Source organism: Pseudoalteromonas sp. GW168-MNA-CIBAN-0100 (assembly GCF_040309225.1).
Classification (GTDB): Bacteria; Pseudomonadota; Gammaproteobacteria; order Enterobacterales; family Alteromonadaceae; genus Pseudoalteromonas; species Pseudoalteromonas arctica.
Map to the genome: position 1 here is coordinate 67717 of NZ_JBEOOL010000020.1, position 23125 is coordinate 90841.

Below are 23125 nucleotides of genomic sequence, written 5' to 3' on the forward strand. Positions count from 1 at the left end.
GGCGCTATGTTTTTTAATATGCTCGCGTTTGAGCTGCGCTATTTTGTGCGCCAGCCTTCGTTTTATGTGACCTCATTAATCTTCTTTTTTATGGCGTTTTTTATAAGCTCTAGTAGTAAGTTCCCGTTAGGTGGGGCGAATGTTCATATGAACTCGCCTTTCTCTATTATGCTTTTAACCGTTACATTTTGTACACTCGCTATGTTTTTAGTGGTTAACTTTGTTGCCAGCTCTGCTATTCGCAACAGTGAAAGCAAAATGGATGAGCTGGTTTTTAGTAAGCCCGTTAACCCTCTTGCTTATCAATCAGGACGTTTTTTTGGTGCTTACTTGGTTGTGCTAGTTGTTTTTTTAACTGTGCCATTAGGCGTGTTTTTGGGATCTCAATTTGGCTTGTTGGTTGGCTGGCTTGATAGTGAGCTAGTAGGCCCTAATAAGTTTATATATTACGCAGCGCCTTTTTTATATTTAGCAATACCCAGCTTACTGGTACTCAGTGCTATTTTTAATAGTGTGGCGGTCTATTTTAAAACCATGATGGCGATATATGTAACGGCCGTAGTGATTTATATAACCTACCAATTGGCGAGTATCTATTTTGATGATTTAGCGTTTAGAAATATTGTTGTTTACGCAGATCCATTCGGCCTCGGTTCGTTAATTGACTTAACCCGTTACTGGACTGTAAGTGATAAAAATACCGAAGTGTTAACGCTCTCGGGCGATTTTTTAATTAACCGTATTTTATGGGTAGCAATAAGTTTAGCGATGTTTTTTGGCCTCGGAAAGTTAGGTAATCGCGTAGTAAGTAAAAAACAGAAAAAGCAATTTGCTGTCTCAACGTTTGTAAAAAATAAACAAGCAGCACTTATTAGCAGCGCTAAAAATTACAAGTCAAAAGGGGTAAATACGCAATCGCAATTAGTAATGCGCAGCTTATTTGAACTTAAGCAGGTTATATTAAGTGCCCCTTTTATGATTTTAGCGGGTGTCAGTATTACTATGTTACTCGCACCACTCTTTGCGCCTATTGGCGCGTATGGCACAACAGATTGGCCGCTTACACAAAACATGGTGGGCATTATTCAAAACTCCTCCGCTTTGTTTATGTTTATCATTATTGCTTATTACAGCGCAGAGCTGGTTTGGCGAGAACGCCACAGTGGTATGGGTGATATTGTTGACAGTTTCCCGGTGCATAACAGTGTGTTTTGGGTATCTAAAATTATTGCGTTAATCACTGCAGTTTGTGGTCTTTATTTAGTAGGCATGATGTTTACCATTGCAGTGCAACTGTTTAAGGGGCAATTTAACCTAGAGCTTGGCCAGTACTTATTTAGGTTGGGTTACCTTACATTACTGCCTTTTATTATGATGGCTATATTGGCGTTCTTTTTACAAATAATTAGCCCTAATAAATACATAGGTATGGGTTTATTTATTCTGTATTACATTGCTCAAATGGTAATGGGTGCTTACGGGTTTGAGCATCATATGTATCATTTTTCCCAAAGCAGTAGCGTACCGTATTCAGATATAAACGGTTATGGACATTTTTTACAAGGCGCGCATTGGTATACCCTATATTGGGGGGCATTGAGTGTGTTTTTAGCTATTGTAGGGTTTGCTTTATGGCATCGCGGCCCGTCGCAAACATTGCGTACTCGTTTATCTTTAGTACGTTACAACATGTCTTTAAAAGGCCAGATTGCAGCCGTTATAAGTTTATTGGTATTTGTGGGCGCGGGTTATAACATTTATTACAACACCCGTGTAATCAACGAGTTTGTAACAAGTGATGATAACGAAGCGCTACAAGTAAGGTATGAGCAAGAGTTTTCACAATACAAAGACTTGCCACTGCCTATAATAACTGATGTTGATTTAAACATTGATATTTATCCTAAAAAGCGTGCTTTAAATGCCGTGGCTAAAATTAAGTTTACCAATACCGCAAACGAGCCAATAACCCGTGTGTTAATTAATGAGCCTAGCCAATCTAAAAGCTGGGATGTAAAAATGGCGGGCGGAAAAATAGTAGAGCGTTTAACCGATTTTGGCATGGTATGGTTTGAGTTTGAACAACCGCTAATGCCTAATGAAGTACGCGAAGGTGAGCTTTTAGTTTCTCGTGAACACGACGGTTTTGTTGATAGAAGATCTGATACTCAACTCGTGCACAACGGTACATTTGTAAATAATGGAGAATTATTACCAAATTTTGGTTATCAAAAGTATTTTCAAATTGCCGATAAGTATGAGCGCCGCAAGCACGATTTACCTGAGCTTGAGCGCGCACATAAACTAGAAGACAGCCGCTATTATACGCAAAATGAGTTTGGGCCTGCTAATGGCTTTATAAACTATAAGGCAACGGTAACCACCGATGAGTCGCAATTTGCTATTACACCAGGTTACTTAAAAAGTGAGAGTGTAAAAGACGGGCGCCGTACTTTTGTTTATGAAATGGATGCTCCAATTATAAACTTTTACTCTGTACTTTCAGCTGAACTTGAAAGTAAAAAAGTTGAGCATAATGGGGTAAATATTGAGGTGTACTACCACAAAGATCATGCATGGAATGTTGACCGCATGATTGAGTCAGTTCAAGACTCAATAGATTACTACACACAAGCCTTTGGCCCGTATCAGCATAAGCAGTTACGTATTATTGAATTTCCTAAGTATCGCTCGTTTGCGCAAAGTTTTGCCAATACGGTGCCTTACTCTGAAAGTATTGGTTTTATTACAGACTTAAGAGATGAGAGTAAAGTTGACCTACCTTACTATGTAACCGCACATGAAGTTGCGCACCAATGGTGGGGGCATCAAGTATCAGGGGCTAATGTAGAGGGCAGTGCTGTTATTTCTGAAACACTTTCGCAATACAGTGCGCTAATGGTGCTAAGAAAACGCTTTGGCGCCGAGAAGCTTCGTAAATTCTTAAAGTACGAGCTAGATAAATACTTAATGGGCCGTACTGGCGAAGCCTTTGAAGAAATGCCGCTATATAAAACGCAGGGTCAGCTGTATCTTCACTATAATAAAGGCTCAGTTGCGATGATGGCTTTGTATGACCGCTTAGGCGAAAAACGCTTAAATGCCGCACTTAAAGCATTTTTGAATGAGTTTAAATACCAATCAACGCCATACCCAACCACACTTGATTTACTCAGTTATTTAAAGCGAGATGCAACACAAGCTGAACAACGTTTTATTGATGATCAGTTTAAATATATAACGCTTTATGAGCTTGAAATGAAAGAAGTGTCGGTTACAGATGATGTTGATAGCGAAGGTTTTTATACGGTAACACTGAGCGTTGAAGCAACTAAGCAGCATGCCGATGGACAAGGTGAAGAAACAGAGCAGCCGCTCGATGAGCTAATTGATATTGCATTATTTAGCGACGACCCTGAAAACTTACTAGCTGAAGACTTTGTTATTTACTCGCAAAAGCATCAAATAGTGTCTGGTACCAATACTATTGAGCTAAAAGTAAAAGAAAAACCATTATTTGCGGGGGTAGATCCTTACATTAAGCTGGTCGACAAAGACAGTAAAAATAATTTAGCTAAATTCTAACGTCTATTTATTTACTAACCACTTAAGTTGACTACTTTAAGGGCCGCATTTATGCGGCCCTTATGTGTAATAAACTGTATAAAACTTCATGGCGTTTCTACATATTCCCCACAGCTTTTTACGCTAATATTTTATGTTCTCTTATAAAGTTACCTTACTGGTATTTAGTTTATAAGGAAGAGTATGAAACCATTAATTATAGGGGCGATAGCATTAAGCCTCAGTGCTTGTTCTGCGGTAACCATTCAGCCACAGGCAACAGCAAAAATAACGAGCCAAGCTAATTTCGAAGATAGCCGCCCATTTTATTTATGGGGATTAGTGGGTGAGCAGCGGGTAGACGTAAAACAAATATGTTCAAATACACCGGTTATTCAAATGCAGTCACAACAAACGTTTAGTGATGGAGCGCTGAGTTTAATTACGCTTGGAATATACTCGCCCCATACCATTAAAGTGTGGTGCCAAGAGCAAATACTAGGGGAGACATTATGAGCATCAAGCTATTTGCAGCCGGTTGCACACTGATTATTTTAACGGGGTGTACAAATATTTACTTTGATAACGGTATACAGAGCAAAGTAAGCAATAAAACGCTAAAAAGCTCACAGTGGCATCATAATTTTGCACTTGCGTTGTACGAGGGATCAGAGCCGTTAGATTTAACAACACATTGCCCACAAGGGGAGTGGCAAAGTGTTCATACGTATAAATCGTTTACTAATGGTTTAGCTGAGGTGGTTGTGAATCAAATCGGCCCAGCTTGGTACCCTAAAACAGTAGAAGTACAATGTAATAAGGTACCATTTAAAGCTAAATAATTATTTAAAATAGTTATTCGTAACGCAGTGCATCTATAGGGTTTAGTCTTGCTGCTTTAATAGCAGGGGCTAAACCAAATATAATCCCAATCATTGATGTAAATCCGAACGATAGTATTACAGCCCATGCTGGTATATATGCATCAGGCATACTAGGGACTAAAAACGAAATAAGCCCTGCGGCGCCATATCCTATAATGAGTCCTATTAAACCACCAAAGAGTGAAAGCACAACGGCTTCAACTAAAAACTGCAGCATAATAAAACCAGGTGTTGCGCCTAGTGCTTTTAATGTACCAATAACGCGTGTGCGTTCAGTTACCGACACTAGCATTATATTCATAACACCAATACCGCCAACAAGTAAGCTTATTCCAACAATACCAGCAGTAATAGCAGTAGCACTGCTGGTAAATTTATCTATTTGGGCACGAGATTTTTCAGCGGTTTCAAATTCAAAGTCGTTTTCATCTTTCTCTTTTAGTTTATGTAGTTGGCGCAATACACGGGTTATTTTTGCAAGCACTTGTTCTTCGTTAGTACCTTCATTCAGCCTAAACATAATTTGCACATTAGTTTGTGTACTTCCGCCTTCTAAAGCACTCATGGTACTAATTGGAATATTAATGTAATCGTCTTGGTCAAAACCAAATAAGCTACCTTGTTTTTCAGCAACGCCAATAATTCTAAACCATTCACCACCTAGCTTTATATATTCACCTACTGGGTTTTCAGGAAGGTTTAGCTTTTCTATGATTGAAGGGCCGATAAATGCGACCCTTCTTCGCTTATCATCGTCCTCAGCACGAATAAAGCGGCCAAGTTCAGGGTAAGTACGATACGCTTTTTGATAGTCTTGCTCAGTACCTATTACACGCGATGAATGGCTTTTATTTCCATACTCAGCCCCTCCCGAAAAACGCCAGGTAAACATTAGGGCAGTTAGCGTTTCAGCTTCTTTTATACGCGACTTTAAAGCTAAAAAATCGTCGTAGGTAAGCTTGGCATTTTTACCAACCATTTCGAGTTCAATACTGGTGTAAGGCTTTATTGTTGTTACATCTGGCGACATATCAGCAAATTGATCATTTATTTGCTTTGTAAAACCCTGCATTACTGCAACTACAGTAACTACGGCGGCAACACCAATAATAATGCCCAAACAGGTCAGTGCGCTGCGCATTGCATTAGCTTTAATAGCTGAAAAAGCGGCTTTAGTGCCTTCCATTATCGCAAGAGCTGATTTAAACATGCTGCTTGATTCCTTCATCTTTAGTTACATCACTTACCACTTTACCGTCGACTAAACGAATTACGCGTTGGCAATGATCGGCAATTTCTTGTTCATGTGTTACTAAAATAATAGTGTGACCTTCGTTATGCAGCTCATCAAACAAATCCATAATTTCGCGGGTCGTTTTACTATCAAGGTTACCTGTGGGTTCATCTCCTAATAATATATGTGGTTTTGTGACTAAAGCGCGGGCAATAGCAACCCGTTGACGTTGCCCGCCCGATAGCTGGCTAGATAAATGATTAACTTTATCACCGAGACCTACCCGTTTTAGTGCTTCTAGGGCTTGTTGCTTGCGCTGTTTGCTAGGGATGAAGCGATACACTAGAGGCTGCATTACATTTTCTAGTGCGGTTGCACGTGGTATTAAATTAAAGCTTTGAAATATAAACCCGACACTTTCATTACGCTGATGAGCTAGCTCTGTCTCGGTCATACTTTTTACTAGTTTGTCTTTTAAGTAGTATTCGCCACTGGTGGGTGTATCTAAACAACCTAGTAAGTTCATCAAGGTCGACTTGCCTGAACCAGAAGGTCCTATAATCGCCACGTATTCGTTTTGCATTATATGTACGTTTACATCATCAAGTGCTTTAAATACCTCTGAGCCCATTTTGTATTGTTTATTAATATGCTCAAGTTTGATTACCGCAGACATTAGGCTTCTTCCTTGTCTGCATCTGACTTAAGTTTTACTACATCACCTTCAGTCAGAAGACTTACTGGGCGCGCAGGACCAATAACAATGTTGTCGCCTTCATTTAAGCCGTCAGTAATTGCTTGCTCTATATCAGATGATATTCCAACAGTTACAGCAATTTTGCTAACTGTATTATCGCTATTTAGTCGCCACACAAATGTTTTATCGTCTTCTTTTTGGATTGCCTCTATTGGAAGTTTTAGACCATTTTCGGCAATGCTTGTTGCGATCTCTGCTCTACAACTCATTCCTGCATATAGCTGGCGCTCAGTAGTATCGAGTAATACTTTTACTTTAAACGATAAACCTTGAGAGCCTGCTTGGTTTTTAGCTGAAGTACCAATATTGATTACTGTGCCGCTAAATGGTTTATTGGGGTATGCGGCCGCATAAATATTCGCTTTTTGGTTAAGCTTAATACTCGCAATGTCGGTTTCATCAACACGTAGCTCGGCTAAAATAGCGCTTGGGTCGGCTACTAACATCAAATCAGAACCAATAATATTAGTAGTACCGGCTATAACGGTTTCACCTTCTTTAATATTTACAGATGCAAGCAAGCCGCTCATTGGAGCTCTAAATACACTTTTACTTAAGCGATCTTGCGCAATTTGTAGTGATGCTTGTGCTTGGTTGTACGACTCTATTCGTGATTCAATATCGATTTTAGCCAGATCGCGTGCGCTTTCAATATTCTCGTAGCTCTCTTGATTACCTAAACCGACATCGTATAAGTCTTTTTGTCTTTTAAGTTGTCGCTCTAGATTAGTAAGGCGTGTTCTACTATGTTTAATTTCAATCTCTGTGGCGCGAAGGATTGCTTTACTACGGGTAACTTCAGATTCAAAAGCGGTTGTATCAAGGCGCATTAACATATCGCCTTGTTTCACTCCTTGGCCTTCTTGAACAAATATTTTATCTACTCGGCCTGTCACTTCAGAGCGTAATTGCACTTGTGTATTAAAAACTAAATTACCTGAAGCCATTATTGAGTCAGCAATGTCGCCTAGCTCTACTTGAGCAATATTTACTTCGGCTTGTTTTTCATCGCCAGAAATTTGCTTTGACACAATTAGGGCTATAAATGCGCCTACAGCGAGTGTGATGATTATTGCTTTTTTCATTTTTATCTATCCGTGAATTAAGTAATGCGGAGGCAATACATACCCCCATCTAGTGGTTACATTGCTGCAATGACTGCCCAAATACCAAAAATAATGATTGAAGGAAGTGCAGAGAATAGGAGTGCTTTGTTAGTTGAAAAATTAGTCCAGCATTTTAAGCCGATCATTCCCAGCGCAATGCTCCAAAAGCTAAATAAGTTTATTGATTCTAATAAGCTATAAAAAGGATGGCCAATTTCAAGTCCTATTATTAATTGGTTAATAGATGCGTAGCTAAATACGGCTTGTTGAGATATTTGATCTGTACTTGCACTTAGTACAAGAGCAATTGTGCCTAGGCTTGAAATAACAACTGGCATCATTGTCCAGGTAGAGAATCCATACCAAGCTCCGTAGCTATGTTCTGATTCAGGATCTTGTTTAGCCACAAGCATATAATAAAGTGCCATGAGTGCATTCATAATAGCTAGCCCCATTACGCTGCCAAACAGAGCAAACCAAATTTGGTTTTCTGCATTTAGCTCTATACTTTGACGAATTGCTTTTTGCTCGCCAATTGTTGCATCTATACTTGATGCTGCTACTTGCTCATTAATCAAAAACTGCATATCAACACTAGAGTAAAAAATATAAACACTAGCGATACTAGCAAGGGTAATACATATAAATGCTAACCATGACCAACCTTTGGCGTGTTCAATACCATTGAAAGCTTTACTAGGATTTATATAAATATCGAGTAGGGCGCTAAAAGCGTTAGGTGATTTCATTATTATTCCTTTATACCTATTTTATGGCTAGGCAGTTATAAATGCCCAGTGACTAAGTAATAGAATAAAGGAAAAAGTATGTATTGTTTTCATTCAATTGTAACGGTTTGTTAACAGGTGTGAGGGGTCTTATTCAAAAACAAGAAAAGGGCCAAAAGGCCCTTCGTGTTGCAGCAAGTAACACATTCTTTCTTATAAATTAAAGTCTACAGAATAAGCAACGTAAGCTTTAATATCTGAATCATCCATATCTGTATCAGACAAACCAAAAGTAAAACCGTCTTTCGAAATTGATACACCGTAATCTAGAATATTGTCATCACCAATAAAGTCACCAGAGTAATGGCCTAAGTGAAGTGCCATTTCAGTGCCGTTACTGCCAACAGCAAAACCGTAGTCAGCTGTGAGGTAAAGTGAATCACCAAAGTCTGTACCATCACCACTTGCAGCTGATGTTGCTAATACAGAAGCACCAAAGGTAAAGCCTTCAACACTGATGCTACCGTAAATTTCAGAGAAATCTGCGTCTGCTTCAGAAGCTGCGTCTGGGTAAGCGTAATAAATATAACCAACATCGTAGCTAACACTTTCGTTAATATCGCCACCAAAGCCTGCATATAAGTCAAGCTCATAGGTCATTTCATCGGCCCACGATGCGTTTGAAGCCCAAGTACCTGCATAAAAGCCCGATTCATTGGCGTAATCAATACCGCCTGAAATAGCTGCATCGCCCCCAGTTTGCTCTTGACCACGCCATAAGTAGTTTGATGTTGCCGCTGCATTAGCAGTTACTTCAGCATGTACGGCTGTTGACGTTAAAGATGTTGCGCCCATTAATGCTATAGCACTTATAGCGATGGTTTTTTTTAGTTTTAGCATGTCCATTTCCCGTTATATGATTTTTGCTCGCCAAGGTTTTTATTATGTAATCGGAACCTTTAGGCTGACGGCTTTTTATTGTTTAACTAACGGGATAATTGCACTGTATGTGCCAGCTTCATTATTTTTTATTAAAAATTATTTTTTATTTATTAAAAACATGAGCTTGAATTTTATGAATAGGGTGGGGATATAACATGAAGGAAGATGTTGCGCACACTGCTGGTGCATAAATTAACCTAGCCGCACCATAAAAGTACGGCTAAATTAGAAGGTTTTAGCCGAATATAGTGCGCATAAGGCTAATTGTTTCGTTTACGCTGCGACCTTTTTGTACTTCACTCACAATTGAATCACGTTTACTGCGAATATGCTCAGGAATATCGTCAGCAGCAAGTGCACGGTCTACTAGAATTTCTGCAGACTCTTTACCTCTACGCTGAGTTTTACCTGTTGTAGTTGTAGTACGTTTAGGCTTGGTTAGCAGTTTAATGTAGTTAGAGTTATCTGGTGTTTTAGCATCAGCGTAGTGAAAGAAACATGGAATTAATGCTTTAATAGCAACCAATTGTTCTTCTAACTCATTACTAGGTTTAGCCATTTTGTACCATGACATAGCTTGAATACCTTTTACGATATCTTGCCAGTAACGCTCAAAATCACTATTTTTAAGTTTAGAAACACCAAGGGCACCACATAATGCATCTAATCGATTATTTGTAATCGGAGTAAATAAATCAGGGCGACGCATTGCAAGCAGTCGTGTTGCAGGCGCAAGTGTTGGTTTTTCGTTGTTGTCGGTGAATATTTTTGAATAAGCAGCAACAAATTGTTGATATTCGTATTGAGTAATATCACCTTCAAGTGGAATATTCACTAGTGCATCGTCAAAAGCACCTGGTAAATCACCAAGCATTTGATGGAAGCTCTTTGCACTCTTTGTAGATGCAAACCATTCAACGTCAAAGTTGTATGTGCTTGGATCAAGTGATGCCATGTGCTTACCGCTAAACGCAAGTAAGTCTTCAGGAATCATATCTTTAAGAGACTGTTCACGAATGCTTTTGATGTAGTCTACCAAACGAAGCTGTTCATCAAGTGCAATAACGTCTTTGTGTTGTTCTACAAATACACTTACAACAGGCCACGGAGCAATACGTAAAGTTTTAACCTGTAAAAAGCTGATAGCTGAAATAAGCTGATCGTGTAGCTTCTTAAGTACTGGTAACTGCTGTGGCTCTAGCAAATCGTAGTTCATACGATCTCTGCTTGCACTTAGCAATTCGTAACACCAAGGTAAAAAATCATCAGGGTGGTTTTCTACTTTCACGGCCATAAGGTTAAGGCTTAACTCTGAAGATTGCTTCAGAATGTTCTGATAGATTTGATTTTCTTGTTCGCCTAGCGTCATTTTTGACGGTGAAATTAGCAGTTTTTTCATGCCTTGTAGAATCTCCGGTTTAGATATATATTTTTTTGCTGGTCTATTTTAGCGCAATTACGCTAATAACAACAGCGCTGTCCTCCATACGTTGTAATTGAAGTGACTAAATCAGTATTTTTGCTAATAAAATGAGACTAATGCTTTAACATGTATCAATCATTTTCATCCAGTACAAATAGGCTTTCAACTGAGGTATTAAAATGCTTTGCTATTTTTAGAGCAATTATTACCGACGGCGTAAACCGGTTTGTTTCTACGGTACTTATTGTTTTGCGCGACACGTTAATAGCATCAGCAAGTTGTTTTGCGCGACACGTTAATAGCATCAGCAAGTTTTTGCTGTGAAAGCCCGGCCTCTTTTCGATACTTTGCTATGTTATTTTGCATTTCCTCTCCTAATCACGATTTTGCCAAAGCAATGAAGCGCCATATACCAAGAGCATGATACCTAGGTAGAATATTGCCATAGTTGCATGCGAAAATTCGGTAGGTATTTCATCGCTTATATAAAAAACACCAAGAAGGCAAAACCCAAATGCAAAACTTGTATGTTTATATGCATTAGTGTCAATGGTGTTTAGAAACTCATCTTTATAAGCGTATTGAAAATACATTTTTAACGGAAAACCCCCTTTAATGAGATAAATAATCACTATAACTATATAAAAAAAAACGCCCATTCCAACAGTTAAAAGCCCTCCAATATGTTGATCTTGTTTTATTAGTGAGTAAACACAGAGAAGTAAACAAACTATCCCTGCGCTTAAACTAATCCATATGTTTTGACCCATAAATTGCTCTTCAGTTTTAATATCCTGTTGTTTCATAGTATTCATCCTGTAATAGTATTTTATTTTTTGTAACCTCTGGGTATCAATGCAACCTTGGGGTATCACCGGGTCAATACTTATTTGTAACCTAAAGGTATCAAAATGTTTCAGGAAAGATTCATATAGAACAGGTAAAGTAGTTTTAGTGGCTTTTTTACATCAACTACAATGATTTTAAGGCTAACACTCGCTATGATAAGAACATTATTTGCACGTTTGAAAGGACGATCATGAAAACCTTACTTAAAATTGTAGGTGTAATACTTTTACTATGTATAGCACTAATTGTTGCCGCACCGTTTTTAATTCCTACTGATACTATTTTTAATAAAGTGTCGCAGCAGGTAGAACAAACAACTGGGCGCACTCTTACTATTAAAGGTGATAAAACACTTAACGTATTCCCTGCATTAAAGTTAGAACTTAACGACGTGCATTTTGCAAATATGGAATCAGGTTCGCGCGCCGATATGGCGAGTATGAAACAGCTTGCTGTACACATACCTTGGTTTTCATTATTTGGTGGTGAGTTTAAATTAGATAAGTTTGTTATAAATGAACCAAATATCCTATTAGAAACTGACAAAAATGGTAAAGCTAATTGGCAGTTGTTTGATGCAGTTGCAGAGCAACCTAAAGAGCAAAGCCAATCAGGTGAAGCGATAAAGCTTCCAGATAACTTTGATATTGAGTTAGGTGAGGTTGCTATTTATGGCGGCACATTTACTTATCTAGATGGTCTAACAGGTGCTAAGCAACAAATTAGTGATTTAGAACTCGCTATTTTACTTCCATCACTTCGTAAAACATTAGAAGTAAAAGGGGGTATTACTTATATGCAGGAGCGTTTTGAGCTTGATATAAAATTAGATACTCCTGCTAAAGCAATTGAAGGTGCTACTTTTAATGTTAAACAAACCTTAGATTCTCGTTTAGTTGATCTAACGTTCGAAGGGAGCATCGCTGGGCAAGGCCAAGATATTAAAGGTCAGTTATCACTAAGCGGTGAGTCAGTTAAAAGTATTGCGAAATGGCAAGGTGTAGAGTTAGACGCTAAAGACAATGCTTTTAACGCATTTAGTGTAAACGGTAAAATGCACCTAGCAGGTGAGAAATTTAATTTAGAAGATTTAGTTGCGACGTTAGACGCATTGGAAATAAAAGGTAAGAGTGAGCTTAACCTAGGTAAGCGTTTAGCTGTAAATGCTGATATTGATTTAGGTATGCTTGATTTAAACCCGTACCTACCTGAAGCAGTAGCAAAACAAGAAGAGCCAGTAGAGCAAAATGATAAACCTGCAGAGCCAATAGTATGGGATGACACTAAAATTGATCTAAGTGCGTTAAATTCACTAGATGCGAATGTAGTTATTCGTTCAAGTGGATTAAAAGCTAACGATATTAAGTTGGGCGCCAATCAATTTACTGTTGCTTTAAAAAATAGCGTTGCAAAACTAAGCCTAGATAGCTTTTCTGCTTATGAAGGGTCAGGTAAAGGCGTTATTAATGTAAACGCACAACAAGTGCCTTATAAAATATCAACTAACTTTGACTTAGCTGGTATAGATGCACAGCCTTTATTAACTGATGCGGCAGGTTTTGACAAGCTAATGGGTAAGGGTTCTTTAAATTGGAACCTAAACACAACTGGCCAAAGTCAAAAGTCGTTTATTGGTGCGCTTAACGGAAAACTTGAATTTGAGTTTGCTGATGGAGCTGTAAAAGGTGCGAATATAGCTGAGATGGTTCGTAAAGGTAAGGAACTCATTTCAGGAAACTTTGGTGCTGCGTCTGAAGGGCTGGATACCGGGTTTGAAGAATCAGAGCAAACAGATTTCTCTGCACTAACGGGAAGTTTTAACTTTACTAATGGTGTTGGTAAAAATACTGATTTATCACTTATTAGCCCACTCGTTAGAATATCAGGTGAAGGCGATGTTGATTTACCGCAAACAACAGTTAATTACCGTTTGGTTACAGGCATAGTTGGATCAATCGAAGGACAGGGGACCACTGATGACAGCACTGGTTTTAAAATACCACTACGTATAAAAGGGCCTTTCCACGATGTTGGTATAAAGCTTGATGTAGGCAATGCGCTTAAAGATGAAGCTAAGCAGAAGGTTGATGAGGCAAAAGAAAAAGCCAAAGACAAAGCAAAGGATAAGATTAAAGATAAATTAAAAGGTTTATTCGGTTAATCATCTATAGTTAAAACAAACAAGGCACTTATATAGTGCCTTGTTTGTTTTGTAACCACCTGTAAAATAGCTACATAGCCGTAATTACTCAACTTTAATAACCATACGCTCTAAATTAATTAAAAAATAACCTATCACTACCCCCTCAATGCTGGTACAATTGCCCGCCCTTAAGAGACAACTCGTTTGTTTTTTGATTGGGATTTAATCGAAATGTCTGATTTTTAAACGAATTTTAGACACGTTGTAATTACTACACCGGAGGTCATTAACATGATCCAAATGCAAACTCAGCTGGAAGTTGCTGATAACAGCGGCGCTCGCAAAGTGCAGTGTATAAAAGTCCTTGGTGGTTCACACCGTCGCTACGCAGCGATTGGCGACATCATTAAAGTTTCTGTAAAAGAAGCTATTCCTCGCGGTAAAGTGAAGAAAGGTGATGTTAAAAACGCGGTAGTTGTGCGTACCAGAAAAGGTGTTCGCCGTCCAGATGGTTCTTTGATCCGTTTTGACAGCAACGCGGCTGTTATCTTAAATGATAACTTGCAGCCAATTGGTACACGTATTTTCGGCCCTGTGACTCGCGAACTTCGTAATGATAAGTTCATGAAAATCGTTTCACTAGCCCCAGAAGTACTGTAAGGAGCCAATCATGGCAGCAAAAATACGTCGTGATGACGAAGTAATCGTACTAGCAGGTAAAGACAAAGGTAAGCGCGGAAAAGTGCTTTCAGTTGTTACTGAATCTGGTCGAATCTTTGTCGAAGGCATAAACTTGATCAAGAAACACCAAAAGCCGGTTCCACAATTGAACCAAGCTGGCGGCATTGTTGAGAAAGAAGCATCTATGGATGCATCAAACGTTGCGATCTTCAACTCGGAAACGAGTAAAGCTGATCGTGTAGGTTTCAAGATTGAAGATGGTAAGAAATTACGTATCTTTAAATCTACTGGTAAAACTATCTAATAGTTGGAGTAGAATGATGGCGAAACTGCATGAAGTATATAAAGACAAAGTAGTTGCGGAACTTCAAGAGAAGTTTGGTTTCAGCTCTGTCATGCAAGTCCCTCAGATCGAAAAGATCACATTGAATATGGGCGTGGGCGAAGCCCTAGCTGACAAGAAGATTTTAGATAACGCAGTAGCGGATCTAGCAGCAATCTCTGGTCAGAAACCTCTAATCACTAAAGCACGCAAATCTGTTGCTGGCTTCAAAGTGCGTGAAGGTTACCCGATTGGTTGTAAAGTAACCCTACGCGGCGAGCGTATGTGGGACTTTTTTGAGCGTTTGGTATCAATCGCTATCCCACGTATTCGTGACTTCCGTGGCGTAAGTGCTAAGTCTTTTGATGGACGTGGCAACTACAGCATGGGCGTACGTGAACAAATCATCTTCCCAGAAATCGATTACGATAAAGTAGACCGTGTACGCGGTATGGATATTACTATCACTACTTCTGCGAAATCTGATGAGGAAGGCCGTGCGTTGTTAGAAGCGTTTAACTTCCCATTTAAGAAATAAGGGTAGGGTTATGGCAAAGAATTCTATGAAAGCGCGCGAAGCAAAGCGCACAAAACTAGTTGCTCAGTTCGCTGAAAAGCGCGCGGCACTAAAAGCTATCATCAGTGATGTTAACACATCTGAAGATGATCGTTGGGACGCGGTACTTAAGCTACAAGCTTTACCTCGTGATTCTAGCCCTGCACGTCAACGTAATCGTTGTAACATTACGGGCCGCCCACATGGTTTCCTTCGCAAATTCGGCATGAGCCGTATTAAAGTTCGCGAAGCAGCTATGCGCGGTGAAATTCCTGGCCTTAAAAAGGCTAGCTGGTAATAGAATCATGGGAGTAAGACTATGAGCTTGCAAGATCCTATCGCGGATTTGTTTACACGAATTCGTAACGGTCAATCAGCGAAGAAAGTATCTGTAACGATGCCAACTTCAAAGCTGAAAGTAGCATTAGCTAAAGTACTAAAAGACGAAGGTTATATCGTAGATTTCGCCGTTAACGGTGAAACTAAACCTGAGCTTTCTATCGAGTTGAAGTACTTCGAAGGCAAAGCTGTAATTGAAAATATCCAGCGTGTAAGTCGCCCTGGTCTACGTATCTATAAGAAACGTGACCAATTACCTAAGGTAATGGGTGGTCTTGGTATCGCTATCGTATCAACTTCTAAAGGCCTAATGACAGACCGCACAGCACGTAGTGCTGGTGTTGGTGGTGAAATCATTGGTTTTGTAGCTTAATCGGAGGGGAACTATGTCTCGCATAGCAAAGGCACCAATTACTGTTCCTGCCGGTGTAGAAGTTACATTAAAAGGCCAGGAAATCACAGTTAAAGGCAAAAACGGTGAACTTACTCGTACTATCAACAACGCTGTTGAAGTACAAGTTAATGACAACGTTATTACTACTTTACCTCGTGATGGCGTAGCTAATGCATGGGCTCAAGCAGGTACTGCTCGCGCTCTAATCAACAACATGGTTGTTGGTACGCATGAAGGTTACGAGAAGAAACTTCAGTTAGTAGGCGTGGGTTACCGTGCTGCAGCTAAGGGTAAAACATTAGATTTAACTCTTGGCTTCTCACACCCAGTTAATTTCGCAGTTCCTGAAGGAATTACGATTGAAACTCCAAGCCAAACAGAAGTTCTAGTTAAGGGCGTAGACAAGCAGTTAGTTGGTCAAACAGCTGCTAACATTCGTGCATACCGTAAACCTGAGCCTTATAAAGGTAAGGGTGTTCGTTATTCAGATGAGAATGTACGCCGTAAAGAGGCTAAGAAGAAGTAAGGTAAGACGATGGATAAAAAAACAGCTCGTCTACGTCGTGCTAAACGCACTCGTAGAAATTATATTGAACAAGGCACAACGCGTCTTGTTATCCACCGCACGCCACGTCACATATACGCTCAAGTAGTAAATGCTGAGGGTAATGTACTGGCTGCTGCTTCTACTGTTGAAAAGGCTATTAGCGAAACAGTTAAAGGCACCGGTAACGTTGAAGCTGCGCAAGCAGTTGGCAAAGCGGTTGCTGAACGTGCGGCTGACAAAGGCATCGAAAAGATTGCTTTTGATCGCAGTGGCTTTAAATATCACGGCCGTGTGAAGGCGCTAGCTGATGCTGCGCGTGAAGCCGGTTTGCAATTCTAGGAGTAGACTATGGCTAACGTAGAAGCAAAGCAACAACAGCCTGATCTAGCTGAAAAGCTAATCGCGGTGAACCGTGTGTCTAAAGTAGTTAAAGGTGGTCGTATCTTTAGCTTTACTGCACTAACTGTAGTTGGTGATGGCGCAGGTAAAGTAGGTTTCGGTTATGGTAAAGCACGTGAAGTTCCAGCTGCTATTCAAAAAGCAATGGAAAAAGCACGTCGTAACATGATCAACGTAGACCTAAATGGCAACACATTACAGCATCCTGTTAAGGGACGTCATGCTGGCTCACTAGTGTTCATGAAACCAGCATCTGAAGGTACTGGTATCATTGCAGGTGGTGCTATGCGTGCAGTACTAGAAGTTACTGGTGTGCAGAACGTACTTTCTAAATGTTACGGTTCTACTAACCCGATCAACGTGGTACGTGCAACGATTTCGGCTCTTGAGAATATGAATTCTCCACAGTCAATCGCTGCAAAACGTGGCCTTCGCGTAGACGAAATACTGGGGTAACCATGGCAAATCAAACTGTAAAAGTAACACAAGTAAAAAGCTCTATCGGTCGTTTACCGAAACATAAAGCTACATTACGCGGTCTTGGTTTACGTCGTATCAACCACACTGTTGAGTTAGAAGACACAGCATGTGTACGTGGTATGATAAACAAGGTTTCTTACATGGTTAAGGTAGAGGGTTAATTCGATGCATTTGAATACACTTTCACCTGCTGCAGGTTCAAAAACTGCTCCAAAACGTGTTGGTCGTGGTATCGGTTCTGGTCTAGGTAAGACTGGCGGCCGTGGTCACAAAGGTCAAAAATCACGTTCTGGCGGCAAAGTACGCGTTGGTTTTGAAGGCGGTCAAATGCCTATGCAACGTCGTCTACCTAAATTTGGTTTTACTTCTCGCAAATCTTTAGTATCTGCAGAAATAAACCTTTTTGAAATCGCTAAAGTAGAAGGCGATGTGGTAGACCTAAGCGCGTTACAAGCAGCTGGTCTAGTTAAAAAGAACGTTCTTTTCGTTAAAGTTGTTAAATCTGGCGAAGTTTCACGCGCTGTTACCGTTAAAGGCCTTAAAGCCTCTAAAGGTGCTCGCGAAGCTATTGAAGCTGCCGGAGGCAAGGTAGAAGACTAAGGAAGTACTAATGGCTAAACCAGGTCAAGATACAAAAAGTGCACAAGGTGGACTTTCGGAATTGAAGCGCCGATTACTCTTCGTATTGGGTGCTATCATAATTTACCGTCTAGGTTCATTTGTGCCGATCCCTGGGATTGACGCCGCTGTACTTGCCGATTTCTTCGAGCAACAAAAGGGCACCATTGTTGAGATGTTCAACATGTTCAGTGGTGGTGCACTTGAGCGAGCTTCAGTGTTAGCACTGGGTATTATGCCGTATATCTCGGCTTCGATTATTACGCAACTATTAACGCATATGTATCCTCCGTTTATAGAGCTTAAGAAAGAAGGTGAGCAAGGGCGTAAAAAAATTAGCCAGTACACACGCTATGGCACGCTTGTGCTAGCTACTATTCAATCAATCGGTATTGCTTCTAGCTTACCGGGCATGATGGAGGGGTTAGTTGTTAACCCTGGTATGGGTTTCTATTTCACCGCAGTGGTGAGTTTAGTGACTGGTACTATGTTCCTTATGTGGTTGGGTGAACAAATAACAGAGCGCGGTATCGGTAACGGTATCTCTGTTCTAATATTTGTTGGTATTGTAGCTAACTTGCCGTCTGCTATTGGTTCGACAGTCGAAATGGCGCGCCAAGGTGATTTGAATGTTTTTGTACTGTTGATGGTTGCGGTAATCGTATTCGCTGTTACTTATCTTGTAGTGTTTTTCGAACGTGGACAACGTCGTATTGTTGTTAACTACGCTAAACGCCAACAAGGTCGTCAAGTATTTGCTGCTCAAAGCACGCATTTACCACTAAAAGTAAATATGGCGGGTGTTATTCCACCAATCTTCGCTAGCAGTATAATTCTGTTCCCTGGTACAATTGCTAGCTGGTTCGGCCAAGGTGAAGGTCCAGTCGCTGATGTATTACAAGCTGTTGCTACTACGTTGACCCCAGGTCAACCGTTGTACTCACTTGTTTTAGCTGCGGCTATTATCTTCTTCTGCTTTTTCTACACAGCGTTGGTTTTTAACCCACGTGAAACTGCAGATAACCTTAAGAAATCTGGCGCATTTATCCCAGGTATTCGTCCAGGTGAGCAGACATCTAAATACATTGATAAAGTGATGACACGCCTGACATTGGCAGGTGCTTTGTATATAACCTTTATCTGTCTGGTGCCTGAATTCATGACGATGGCGTGGCAAACGCCATTCTACTTCGGCGGTACATCAGTTTTGATTATCGTTGTAGTGATCATGGACTTTATGGCACAAGTACAGACTCACCTGATGTCTCATCAGTATGATTCTGTGCTGAAAAAAGCGAACCTTAAAGGCTACGGTCGATAAGGTCAGTTTACGGAGTTGAGCAATGAAAGTACGTGCTTCCGTTAAGAAAATATGCCGTAACTGTAAAGTTATTAAACGTGCTGGTGTAGTACGCGTAATTTGCAGTGAGCCTAAGCATAAGCAAAGGCAAGGTTAAGTAAACAGCGTGCAGGCTGAGTTTTCTCGGCCTGTGTTTTTAGTAGTAATTTGGTCTTCGTTTGAGTATCCTTACGGGCTTTTCAAACAGATGATTACCAAATTCGAATATAGGAGATGTGTTAGTGGCCCGTATTGCTGGCATTAACGTCCCTGATCATAAACATGCAGTTATTGGTTTAACAGCTATTTATGGCATAGGTAAGACTCGCTCTAAGGCTATCTTAGTAGCGACTGGTATCGCCGAAACCACAAAAATCGGTGAACTTTCAGACGAAATTCTTGACGTACTGCGTGATGCAGTTGGCAAGTACACTGTTGAAGGTGATCTTCGTCGTGAAGTTACTTTAAATATCAAGCGCCTTATGGATCTTGGTTGTTATCGTGGCCTACGTCACCGTCGCTCTTTACCACTACGTGGTCAAAGAACTAAGACTAACGCGCGCACCCGCAAGGGTCCTCGTAAGCCTATTAAGCGATAAGGGGATAGTATTATGGCTAAGACACCAATTCGTCGTAAAAAGGTTAAAAAACAAGTTGCTGATGGTATGGCTCATGTTCATGCGTCTTTCAACAACACTATTGTAACGATTACCGACCGTCAAGGTAATGCACTATCATGGGCTACTGCCGGTGGTTCAGGTTTCCGTGGTTCACGTAAATCTACACCATTTGCTGCTCAGGTTGCTGCAGAGCGTGCAGGTACTGCTGCTCAAGAATACGGTTTAAAAAATCTAGAAGTTTTCATTAAAGGTCCAGGTCCAGGTCGTGAATCTGCTGTACGTGCTTTGAATGCTGCTGGTTACCGTATTACCAACATTACTGACGTGACGCCTATACCACATAATGGTTGTCGTCCACCGAAGAAACGTCGCGTTTAACAATAGGTTAGGAGAAATAACATGGCAAGATATTTGGGCCCTAAGCTCAAGCTGAGTCGTCGTGAAGGTACTGACCTGTTCCTTAAGAGCGGCGTAAGAGCTATCGACTCTAAGTGTAAACTTGAGACTGCACCTGGTCAGCACGGCGCCCGTAAAGGTCGTTTATCTGATTACGGTTTACAATTACGTGAAAAGCAAAAAGTACGTCGTATCTACGGTGTATTAGAAAAGCAATTCCGTAACTACTACAAAGAAGCTGCTCGCCTTAAAGGCAACACAGGTGAAAACTTGTTACAGCTTTTAGAGCAACGTTTAGACAATGTTGTATATCGCATGGGTTTTGCTAGCACACGTGCTGAAGCACGCCAGTTAGTAAGCCATAAAGCGATTCTAGTTAATGGTCGTGTTGTGAACATTCCTTCATACGTAATTACTCCAGAAGATACTGTTGTAATCCGTGAGAAGTCTAAGACACAAGCACGTATCATCGCTGCTCTAGAGTTGGCTGAGCAACGTGAAAAGCCGACTTGGGTTGAAGTTGACGGTAAGAAATTGGAAGGCAGCTTCAAGCGCCTACCTGAGCGTTCAGATTTGTCTGCGGACATTAATGAACAACTAATCGTCGAACTTTACTCTAAGTAAAGTTAAGAGTTAAGAGAGGATAACATGCAGGGTTCTGTTACAGAATTTCTAAAACCAAGGTTAGTCGACATCGACGCTATCAACCCAACGCGTTCTAAAATAGTTTTAGAACCATTAGAGCGTGGCTTTGGTCATACTCTGGGTAATGCTTTACGCCGTATATTACTTTCATCTATGCCTGGATGTGCAGTAACTGAAGTTGAAATCGACGGTGTTTTACATGAGTACAGCGCGAAAGAAGGCGTTCAAGAAGACATCATTGAAATACTATTAAACCTTAAGGGTTTAGCAGTAACGTTAGAAGGCAAAGATGAAGTTTTTCTGACCCTGACTAAATCTGGTGTAGGCCCTGTTACTGCGGCTGATATTCAGCACGATGGCGATGTAACAATTGCTAATCCAGATCACGTTATTTGTAATTTAACTACAAATAACAGCGAGATCAGCATGCGTATTCGTGTTGAACGCGGTCGTGGTTATGTGCCGGCATCTAGTCGTTTATCCTCTGATGACGATGAGCGTCCAATTGGTAGATTGTTGCTTGATGCATCATTTAGCCCAGTTGAACGTATTGCGTACTCGGTTGAATCAGCTCGAGTTGAGCAACGTACAGATTTAGACAAGTTAATCATTGATATGGAAACAAACGGCACTTTAGATCCAGAAGAAGCGATCCGCCGTGCGTCTACTATCTTAGCTGAGCAATTAGATGCATTCGTAGATTTACGTGATGTAACTGAGCCAGAAGAGAAAGAAGAGAAGCCAGAATTCGATCCTATTCTACTTCGTCCAGTTGATGACCTTGAATTAACAGTACGCTCAGCAAATTGTTTGAAAGCCGAGCAAATTCAATATATCGGTGATTTAGTTCAGCGCACTGAAGTTGAGCTTCTTAAAACACCTAATTTAGGTAAGAAGTCTCTAACTGAAATTAAAGACGTGCTAGCTTCACGTGGACTTTCTCTGGGCATGCGCCTAGAAAATTGGCCACCTGCAAGCTTAGCTGAATAATCTAAATCACTATATTAGTTTAGTTAGAAGGATAGGGTCATGCGCCATCGTAAGAGTGGTCGTCAATTAAACCGTAACAGTAGCCATCGTAAAGCGATGTTTAGCAATATGGCAGGTTCTTTGGTGAAACATGAAATCATCAAAACTACTTTGCCTAAAGCGAAAGAGTTACGTCGTGTAATTGAACCTTTAATCACACTGGCTAAGACTGACAGTGTAGCAAATCGCCGTTTAGCGTTTGCTCGCACGCGTGATAATGAAGTTGTTGGTAAATTATTCAGTGAAATCGGTCCACGTAACGCGGATCGTCCAGGTGGTTACACTCGTATTCTTAAGTGTGGCTTCCGTACTGGTGATAATGCACCAATGGCTTATATTGAACTAGTTGGTCGCCCAGCGACTAGCGAAGCAGTTCAAGAAGACGCACAGTCTGCAGAGTAAGTCTTAAAGAAACCTAAAAGCCGAGCCTATGCTCGGCTTTTTCTTGCCTAAAATTTGTCAAACTATATGAACCAGTAATTACCTTCTATTATGGGCACTGACTCATAGATTCTGAATTGATAAGTTGTTTTGGCAGCTGCTTTAATTGCTCTACCTAATTACTCTTTATTTACCATTCATTCAAAATAGCCTATCAGATTCTAGTTAAAGATCATTTCCACTATATATTGTGATTTACAGCTATTAATAATACCGCCGCGAATTGAGCTACAATTAGAGCAATCCCTAACGAAGTTTCTACTTATAGAGCTGATTAAAAGATATAACGTGGCACTCTTATCAATATACCGGTACTAAGAACCTCAGAGTAAAGTTAACCATTACGGCCTAAGTAAACTTCCTCCTAAAATTTGTAAAACTATTATTAAACATAGGCTGATCAATTCAATTCAATTCTAAGCTTTTGATTAATTTAAATGATTTATAGCAATACGACTATTGCTCCATTGGTTGTTTTTTCCGCATCGATGATCGAAATATGTCTCTACCCGTTAGTAGTTGCCACAACTTTCATTTCAAATAGCTCTATGAACCTATTAATAATGGTAGTTTAGTTGTGTTTTTGAGCGTTTAGCTCAAATACTCAGCGAACAGCACATTATTTCAAGTTTTCTTCAAAAAAGGGTTGATCTGTTTTCGGATCTCCCTATAATGCGACCCCACTGAGA

At 40.3% G+C, this 23125-nt stretch carries 28 protein-coding genes and 1 pseudogene; 21 read left to right on the top strand and 8 right to left on the bottom strand.

The window, feature by feature from the left end; all coding sequences use genetic code 11:
• Positions 1–6 precede the first annotated feature (6 nt).
• The 3 genes from AAEY62_RS13370 to AAEY62_RS13380 all read left to right on the top strand — a co-directional run bounded on the left by AAEY62_RS13370 (position 7) and on the right by AAEY62_RS13380 (position 4406).
• Positions 7–3585 carry an ABC transporter permease/M1 family aminopeptidase gene (locus AAEY62_RS13370; protein ID WP_350635103.1) on the top strand — a complete coding sequence of 1193 codons (3579 nt, stop codon included), beginning with the start codon at positions 7–9 and terminating at the stop codon, positions 3583–3585.
• Positions 3586–3768: 183 nt separating this feature from the next.
• Positions 3769–4080 carry a Bor family protein gene (locus AAEY62_RS13375; RefSeq protein ID WP_101163388.1) on the top strand — a complete coding sequence of 104 codons (312 nt, stop codon included), beginning with the start codon at positions 3769–3771 and terminating at the stop codon, positions 4078–4080.
• Entirely contained in the window at positions 4077–4406 is a 330-nt protein-coding gene (locus AAEY62_RS13380) for a Bor/Iss family lipoprotein (protein WP_101163389.1), read from the top strand. Before AAEY62_RS13375 ends, AAEY62_RS13380 begins: the two co-directional genes overlap by 4 nt.
• A gap of 13 nt (positions 4407–4419) precedes the next feature.
• Here AAEY62_RS13380 and AAEY62_RS13385 read toward each other — a convergent pair whose 3' ends face one another.
• From AAEY62_RS13385 to AAEY62_RS13420, 8 genes and pseudogenes are all read right to left on the bottom strand, one after another.
• Positions 4420–5658 (bottom strand): ABC transporter permease, encoded by a 1239-nt coding sequence (locus tag AAEY62_RS13385; RefSeq protein ID WP_076925846.1) that lies wholly within the window; start codon positions 5656–5658, stop codon positions 4420–4422.
• Positions 5651–6358: an ABC transporter ATP-binding protein gene (locus AAEY62_RS13390; RefSeq protein WP_024599491.1), complete on the bottom strand. Its 708-nt coding sequence runs from the start codon at positions 6356–6358 to the stop codon at positions 5651–5653. Before AAEY62_RS13390 ends, AAEY62_RS13385 begins: the two co-directional genes overlap by 8 nt.
• Positions 6358–7524, bottom strand: coding sequence for an efflux RND transporter periplasmic adaptor subunit (locus tag AAEY62_RS13395; protein ID WP_024608092.1), 1167 nt, complete (start codon positions 7522–7524; stop codon positions 6358–6360). The genes AAEY62_RS13390 and AAEY62_RS13395 overlap by 1 nt, the downstream gene beginning before the upstream one ends.
• Positions 7525–7580: 56 nt before the next feature.
• Positions 7581–8294: a YIP1 family protein gene (locus tag AAEY62_RS13400; RefSeq protein ID WP_024608093.1), complete on the bottom strand. Its 714-nt coding sequence runs from the start codon at positions 8292–8294 to the stop codon at positions 7581–7583.
• A gap of 192 nt (positions 8295–8486) precedes the next feature.
• Positions 8487–9173: a TorF family putative porin gene (locus tag AAEY62_RS13405; RefSeq protein WP_024591363.1), complete on the bottom strand. Its 687-nt coding sequence runs from the start codon at positions 9171–9173 to the stop codon at positions 8487–8489.
• Positions 9174–9450: 277 nt separating this feature from the next.
• Positions 9451–10614, bottom strand: a complete 1164-nt coding sequence (locus tag AAEY62_RS13410; protein WP_024591362.1) for a hypothetical protein — start codon at positions 10612–10614, stop codon at positions 9451–9453.
• A gap of 155 nt (positions 10615–10769) precedes the next feature.
• Positions 10770–11004, bottom strand: a pseudogene (locus AAEY62_RS13415) (helix-turn-helix transcriptional regulator).
• An 8-nt stretch (positions 11005–11012) separates the two neighbouring features.
• Positions 11013–11444 carry a hypothetical protein gene (locus AAEY62_RS13420; protein ID WP_007584645.1) on the bottom strand — a complete coding sequence of 144 codons (432 nt, stop codon included), beginning with the start codon at positions 11442–11444 and terminating at the stop codon, positions 11013–11015.
• A 233-nt stretch (positions 11445–11677) separates the two neighbouring features.
• On the opposite strand from AAEY62_RS13420, the gene AAEY62_RS13425 reads away from it, so the two are divergent.
• The 18 genes from AAEY62_RS13425 (at position 11678) to rplQ (ending at position 22397) form a co-directional block, all read left to right on the top strand.
• Entirely contained in the window at positions 11678–13648 is a 1971-nt protein-coding gene (locus AAEY62_RS13425) for an AsmA family protein (RefSeq protein ID WP_350603758.1), read from the top strand.
• A 273-nt stretch (positions 13649–13921) separates the two neighbouring features.
• Positions 13922–14290, top strand: a complete 369-nt coding sequence (gene rplN / locus AAEY62_RS13430) for a 50S ribosomal protein L14 (RefSeq protein ID WP_002959498.1) — start codon at positions 13922–13924, stop codon at positions 14288–14290.
• Positions 14291–14300: 10 nt separating this feature from the next.
• Positions 14301–14615 (top strand): 50S ribosomal protein L24, encoded by a 315-nt coding sequence (gene rplX / locus AAEY62_RS13435; RefSeq protein ID WP_002959496.1) that lies wholly within the window; start codon positions 14301–14303, stop codon positions 14613–14615.
• A 16-nt stretch (positions 14616–14631) separates the two neighbouring features.
• Positions 14632–15171 (top strand): 50S ribosomal protein L5, encoded by a 540-nt coding sequence (gene rplE / locus AAEY62_RS13440; RefSeq protein WP_010554915.1) that lies wholly within the window; start codon positions 14632–14634, stop codon positions 15169–15171.
• 10 nt (positions 15172–15181) lie between these two features.
• Positions 15182–15487 carry a 30S ribosomal protein S14 gene (gene rpsN, locus AAEY62_RS13445; RefSeq protein ID WP_010554914.1) on the top strand — a complete coding sequence of 102 codons (306 nt, stop codon included), beginning with the start codon at positions 15182–15184 and terminating at the stop codon, positions 15485–15487.
• A 21-nt stretch (positions 15488–15508) separates the two neighbouring features.
• The gene (rpsH, locus tag AAEY62_RS13450) at positions 15509–15901 is read left to right on the top strand and encodes a 30S ribosomal protein S8 (protein ID WP_007584660.1); all 393 of its coding nucleotides are present in this window, start codon (positions 15509–15511) and stop codon (positions 15899–15901) included.
• Between the two features lie 13 nt (positions 15902–15914).
• Entirely contained in the window at positions 15915–16448 is a 534-nt protein-coding gene (gene rplF, locus AAEY62_RS13455) for a 50S ribosomal protein L6 (RefSeq protein WP_002959488.1), read from the top strand.
• A gap of 9 nt (positions 16449–16457) precedes the next feature.
• A complete protein-coding gene (gene rplR, locus AAEY62_RS13460) occupies positions 16458–16808 on the top strand; it encodes a 50S ribosomal protein L18 (protein ID WP_002959486.1) in 351 nt (116 codons plus the stop codon).
• A gap of 9 nt (positions 16809–16817) precedes the next feature.
• Entirely contained in the window at positions 16818–17324 is a 507-nt protein-coding gene (rpsE, locus tag AAEY62_RS13465) for a 30S ribosomal protein S5 (protein ID WP_002959485.1), read from the top strand.
• Between the two features lie 2 nt (positions 17325–17326).
• Positions 17327–17509 (top strand): 50S ribosomal protein L30, encoded by a 183-nt coding sequence (gene rpmD, locus AAEY62_RS13470; RefSeq protein WP_002959482.1) that lies wholly within the window; start codon positions 17327–17329, stop codon positions 17507–17509.
• A 4-nt stretch (positions 17510–17513) separates the two neighbouring features.
• Positions 17514–17948, top strand: a complete 435-nt coding sequence (rplO, locus tag AAEY62_RS13475) for a 50S ribosomal protein L15 (RefSeq protein WP_002959480.1) — start codon at positions 17514–17516, stop codon at positions 17946–17948.
• A 10-nt stretch (positions 17949–17958) separates the two neighbouring features.
• Positions 17959–19287 carry a preprotein translocase subunit SecY gene (gene secY / locus AAEY62_RS13480; protein WP_007584663.1) on the top strand — a complete coding sequence of 443 codons (1329 nt, stop codon included), beginning with the start codon at positions 17959–17961 and terminating at the stop codon, positions 19285–19287.
• 22 nt (positions 19288–19309) lie between these two features.
• Positions 19310–19423, top strand: coding sequence for a 50S ribosomal protein L36 (gene rpmJ, locus AAEY62_RS13485; RefSeq protein WP_002959476.1), 114 nt, complete (start codon positions 19310–19312; stop codon positions 19421–19423).
• Positions 19424–19547: 124 nt separating this feature from the next.
• The gene (gene rpsM, locus AAEY62_RS13490; protein ID WP_007584664.1) at positions 19548–19904 is read left to right on the top strand and encodes a 30S ribosomal protein S13; all 357 of its coding nucleotides are present in this window, start codon (positions 19548–19550) and stop codon (positions 19902–19904) included.
• Positions 19905–19916: 12 nt separating this feature from the next.
• Entirely contained in the window at positions 19917–20303 is a 387-nt protein-coding gene (gene rpsK / locus AAEY62_RS13495; RefSeq protein WP_002959471.1) for a 30S ribosomal protein S11, read from the top strand.
• 21 nt (positions 20304–20324) lie between these two features.
• Complete coding sequence (gene rpsD, locus AAEY62_RS13500) at positions 20325–20945, top strand: 30S ribosomal protein S4 (RefSeq protein ID WP_002959461.1); 621 nt, start codon at positions 20325–20327, stop codon at positions 20943–20945.
• Positions 20946–20969: 24 nt separating this feature from the next.
• Positions 20970–21956 (top strand): DNA-directed RNA polymerase subunit alpha, encoded by a 987-nt coding sequence (locus AAEY62_RS13505; protein WP_002959452.1) that lies wholly within the window; start codon positions 20970–20972, stop codon positions 21954–21956.
• Between the two features lie 39 nt (positions 21957–21995).
• On the top strand, positions 21996–22397 hold the full coding sequence (rplQ, locus tag AAEY62_RS13510; protein ID WP_002959450.1) for a 50S ribosomal protein L17: 402 nt from the start codon (positions 21996–21998) through the stop codon (positions 22395–22397).
• The last annotated feature ends 728 nt before the right edge of the window (positions 22398–23125 follow it).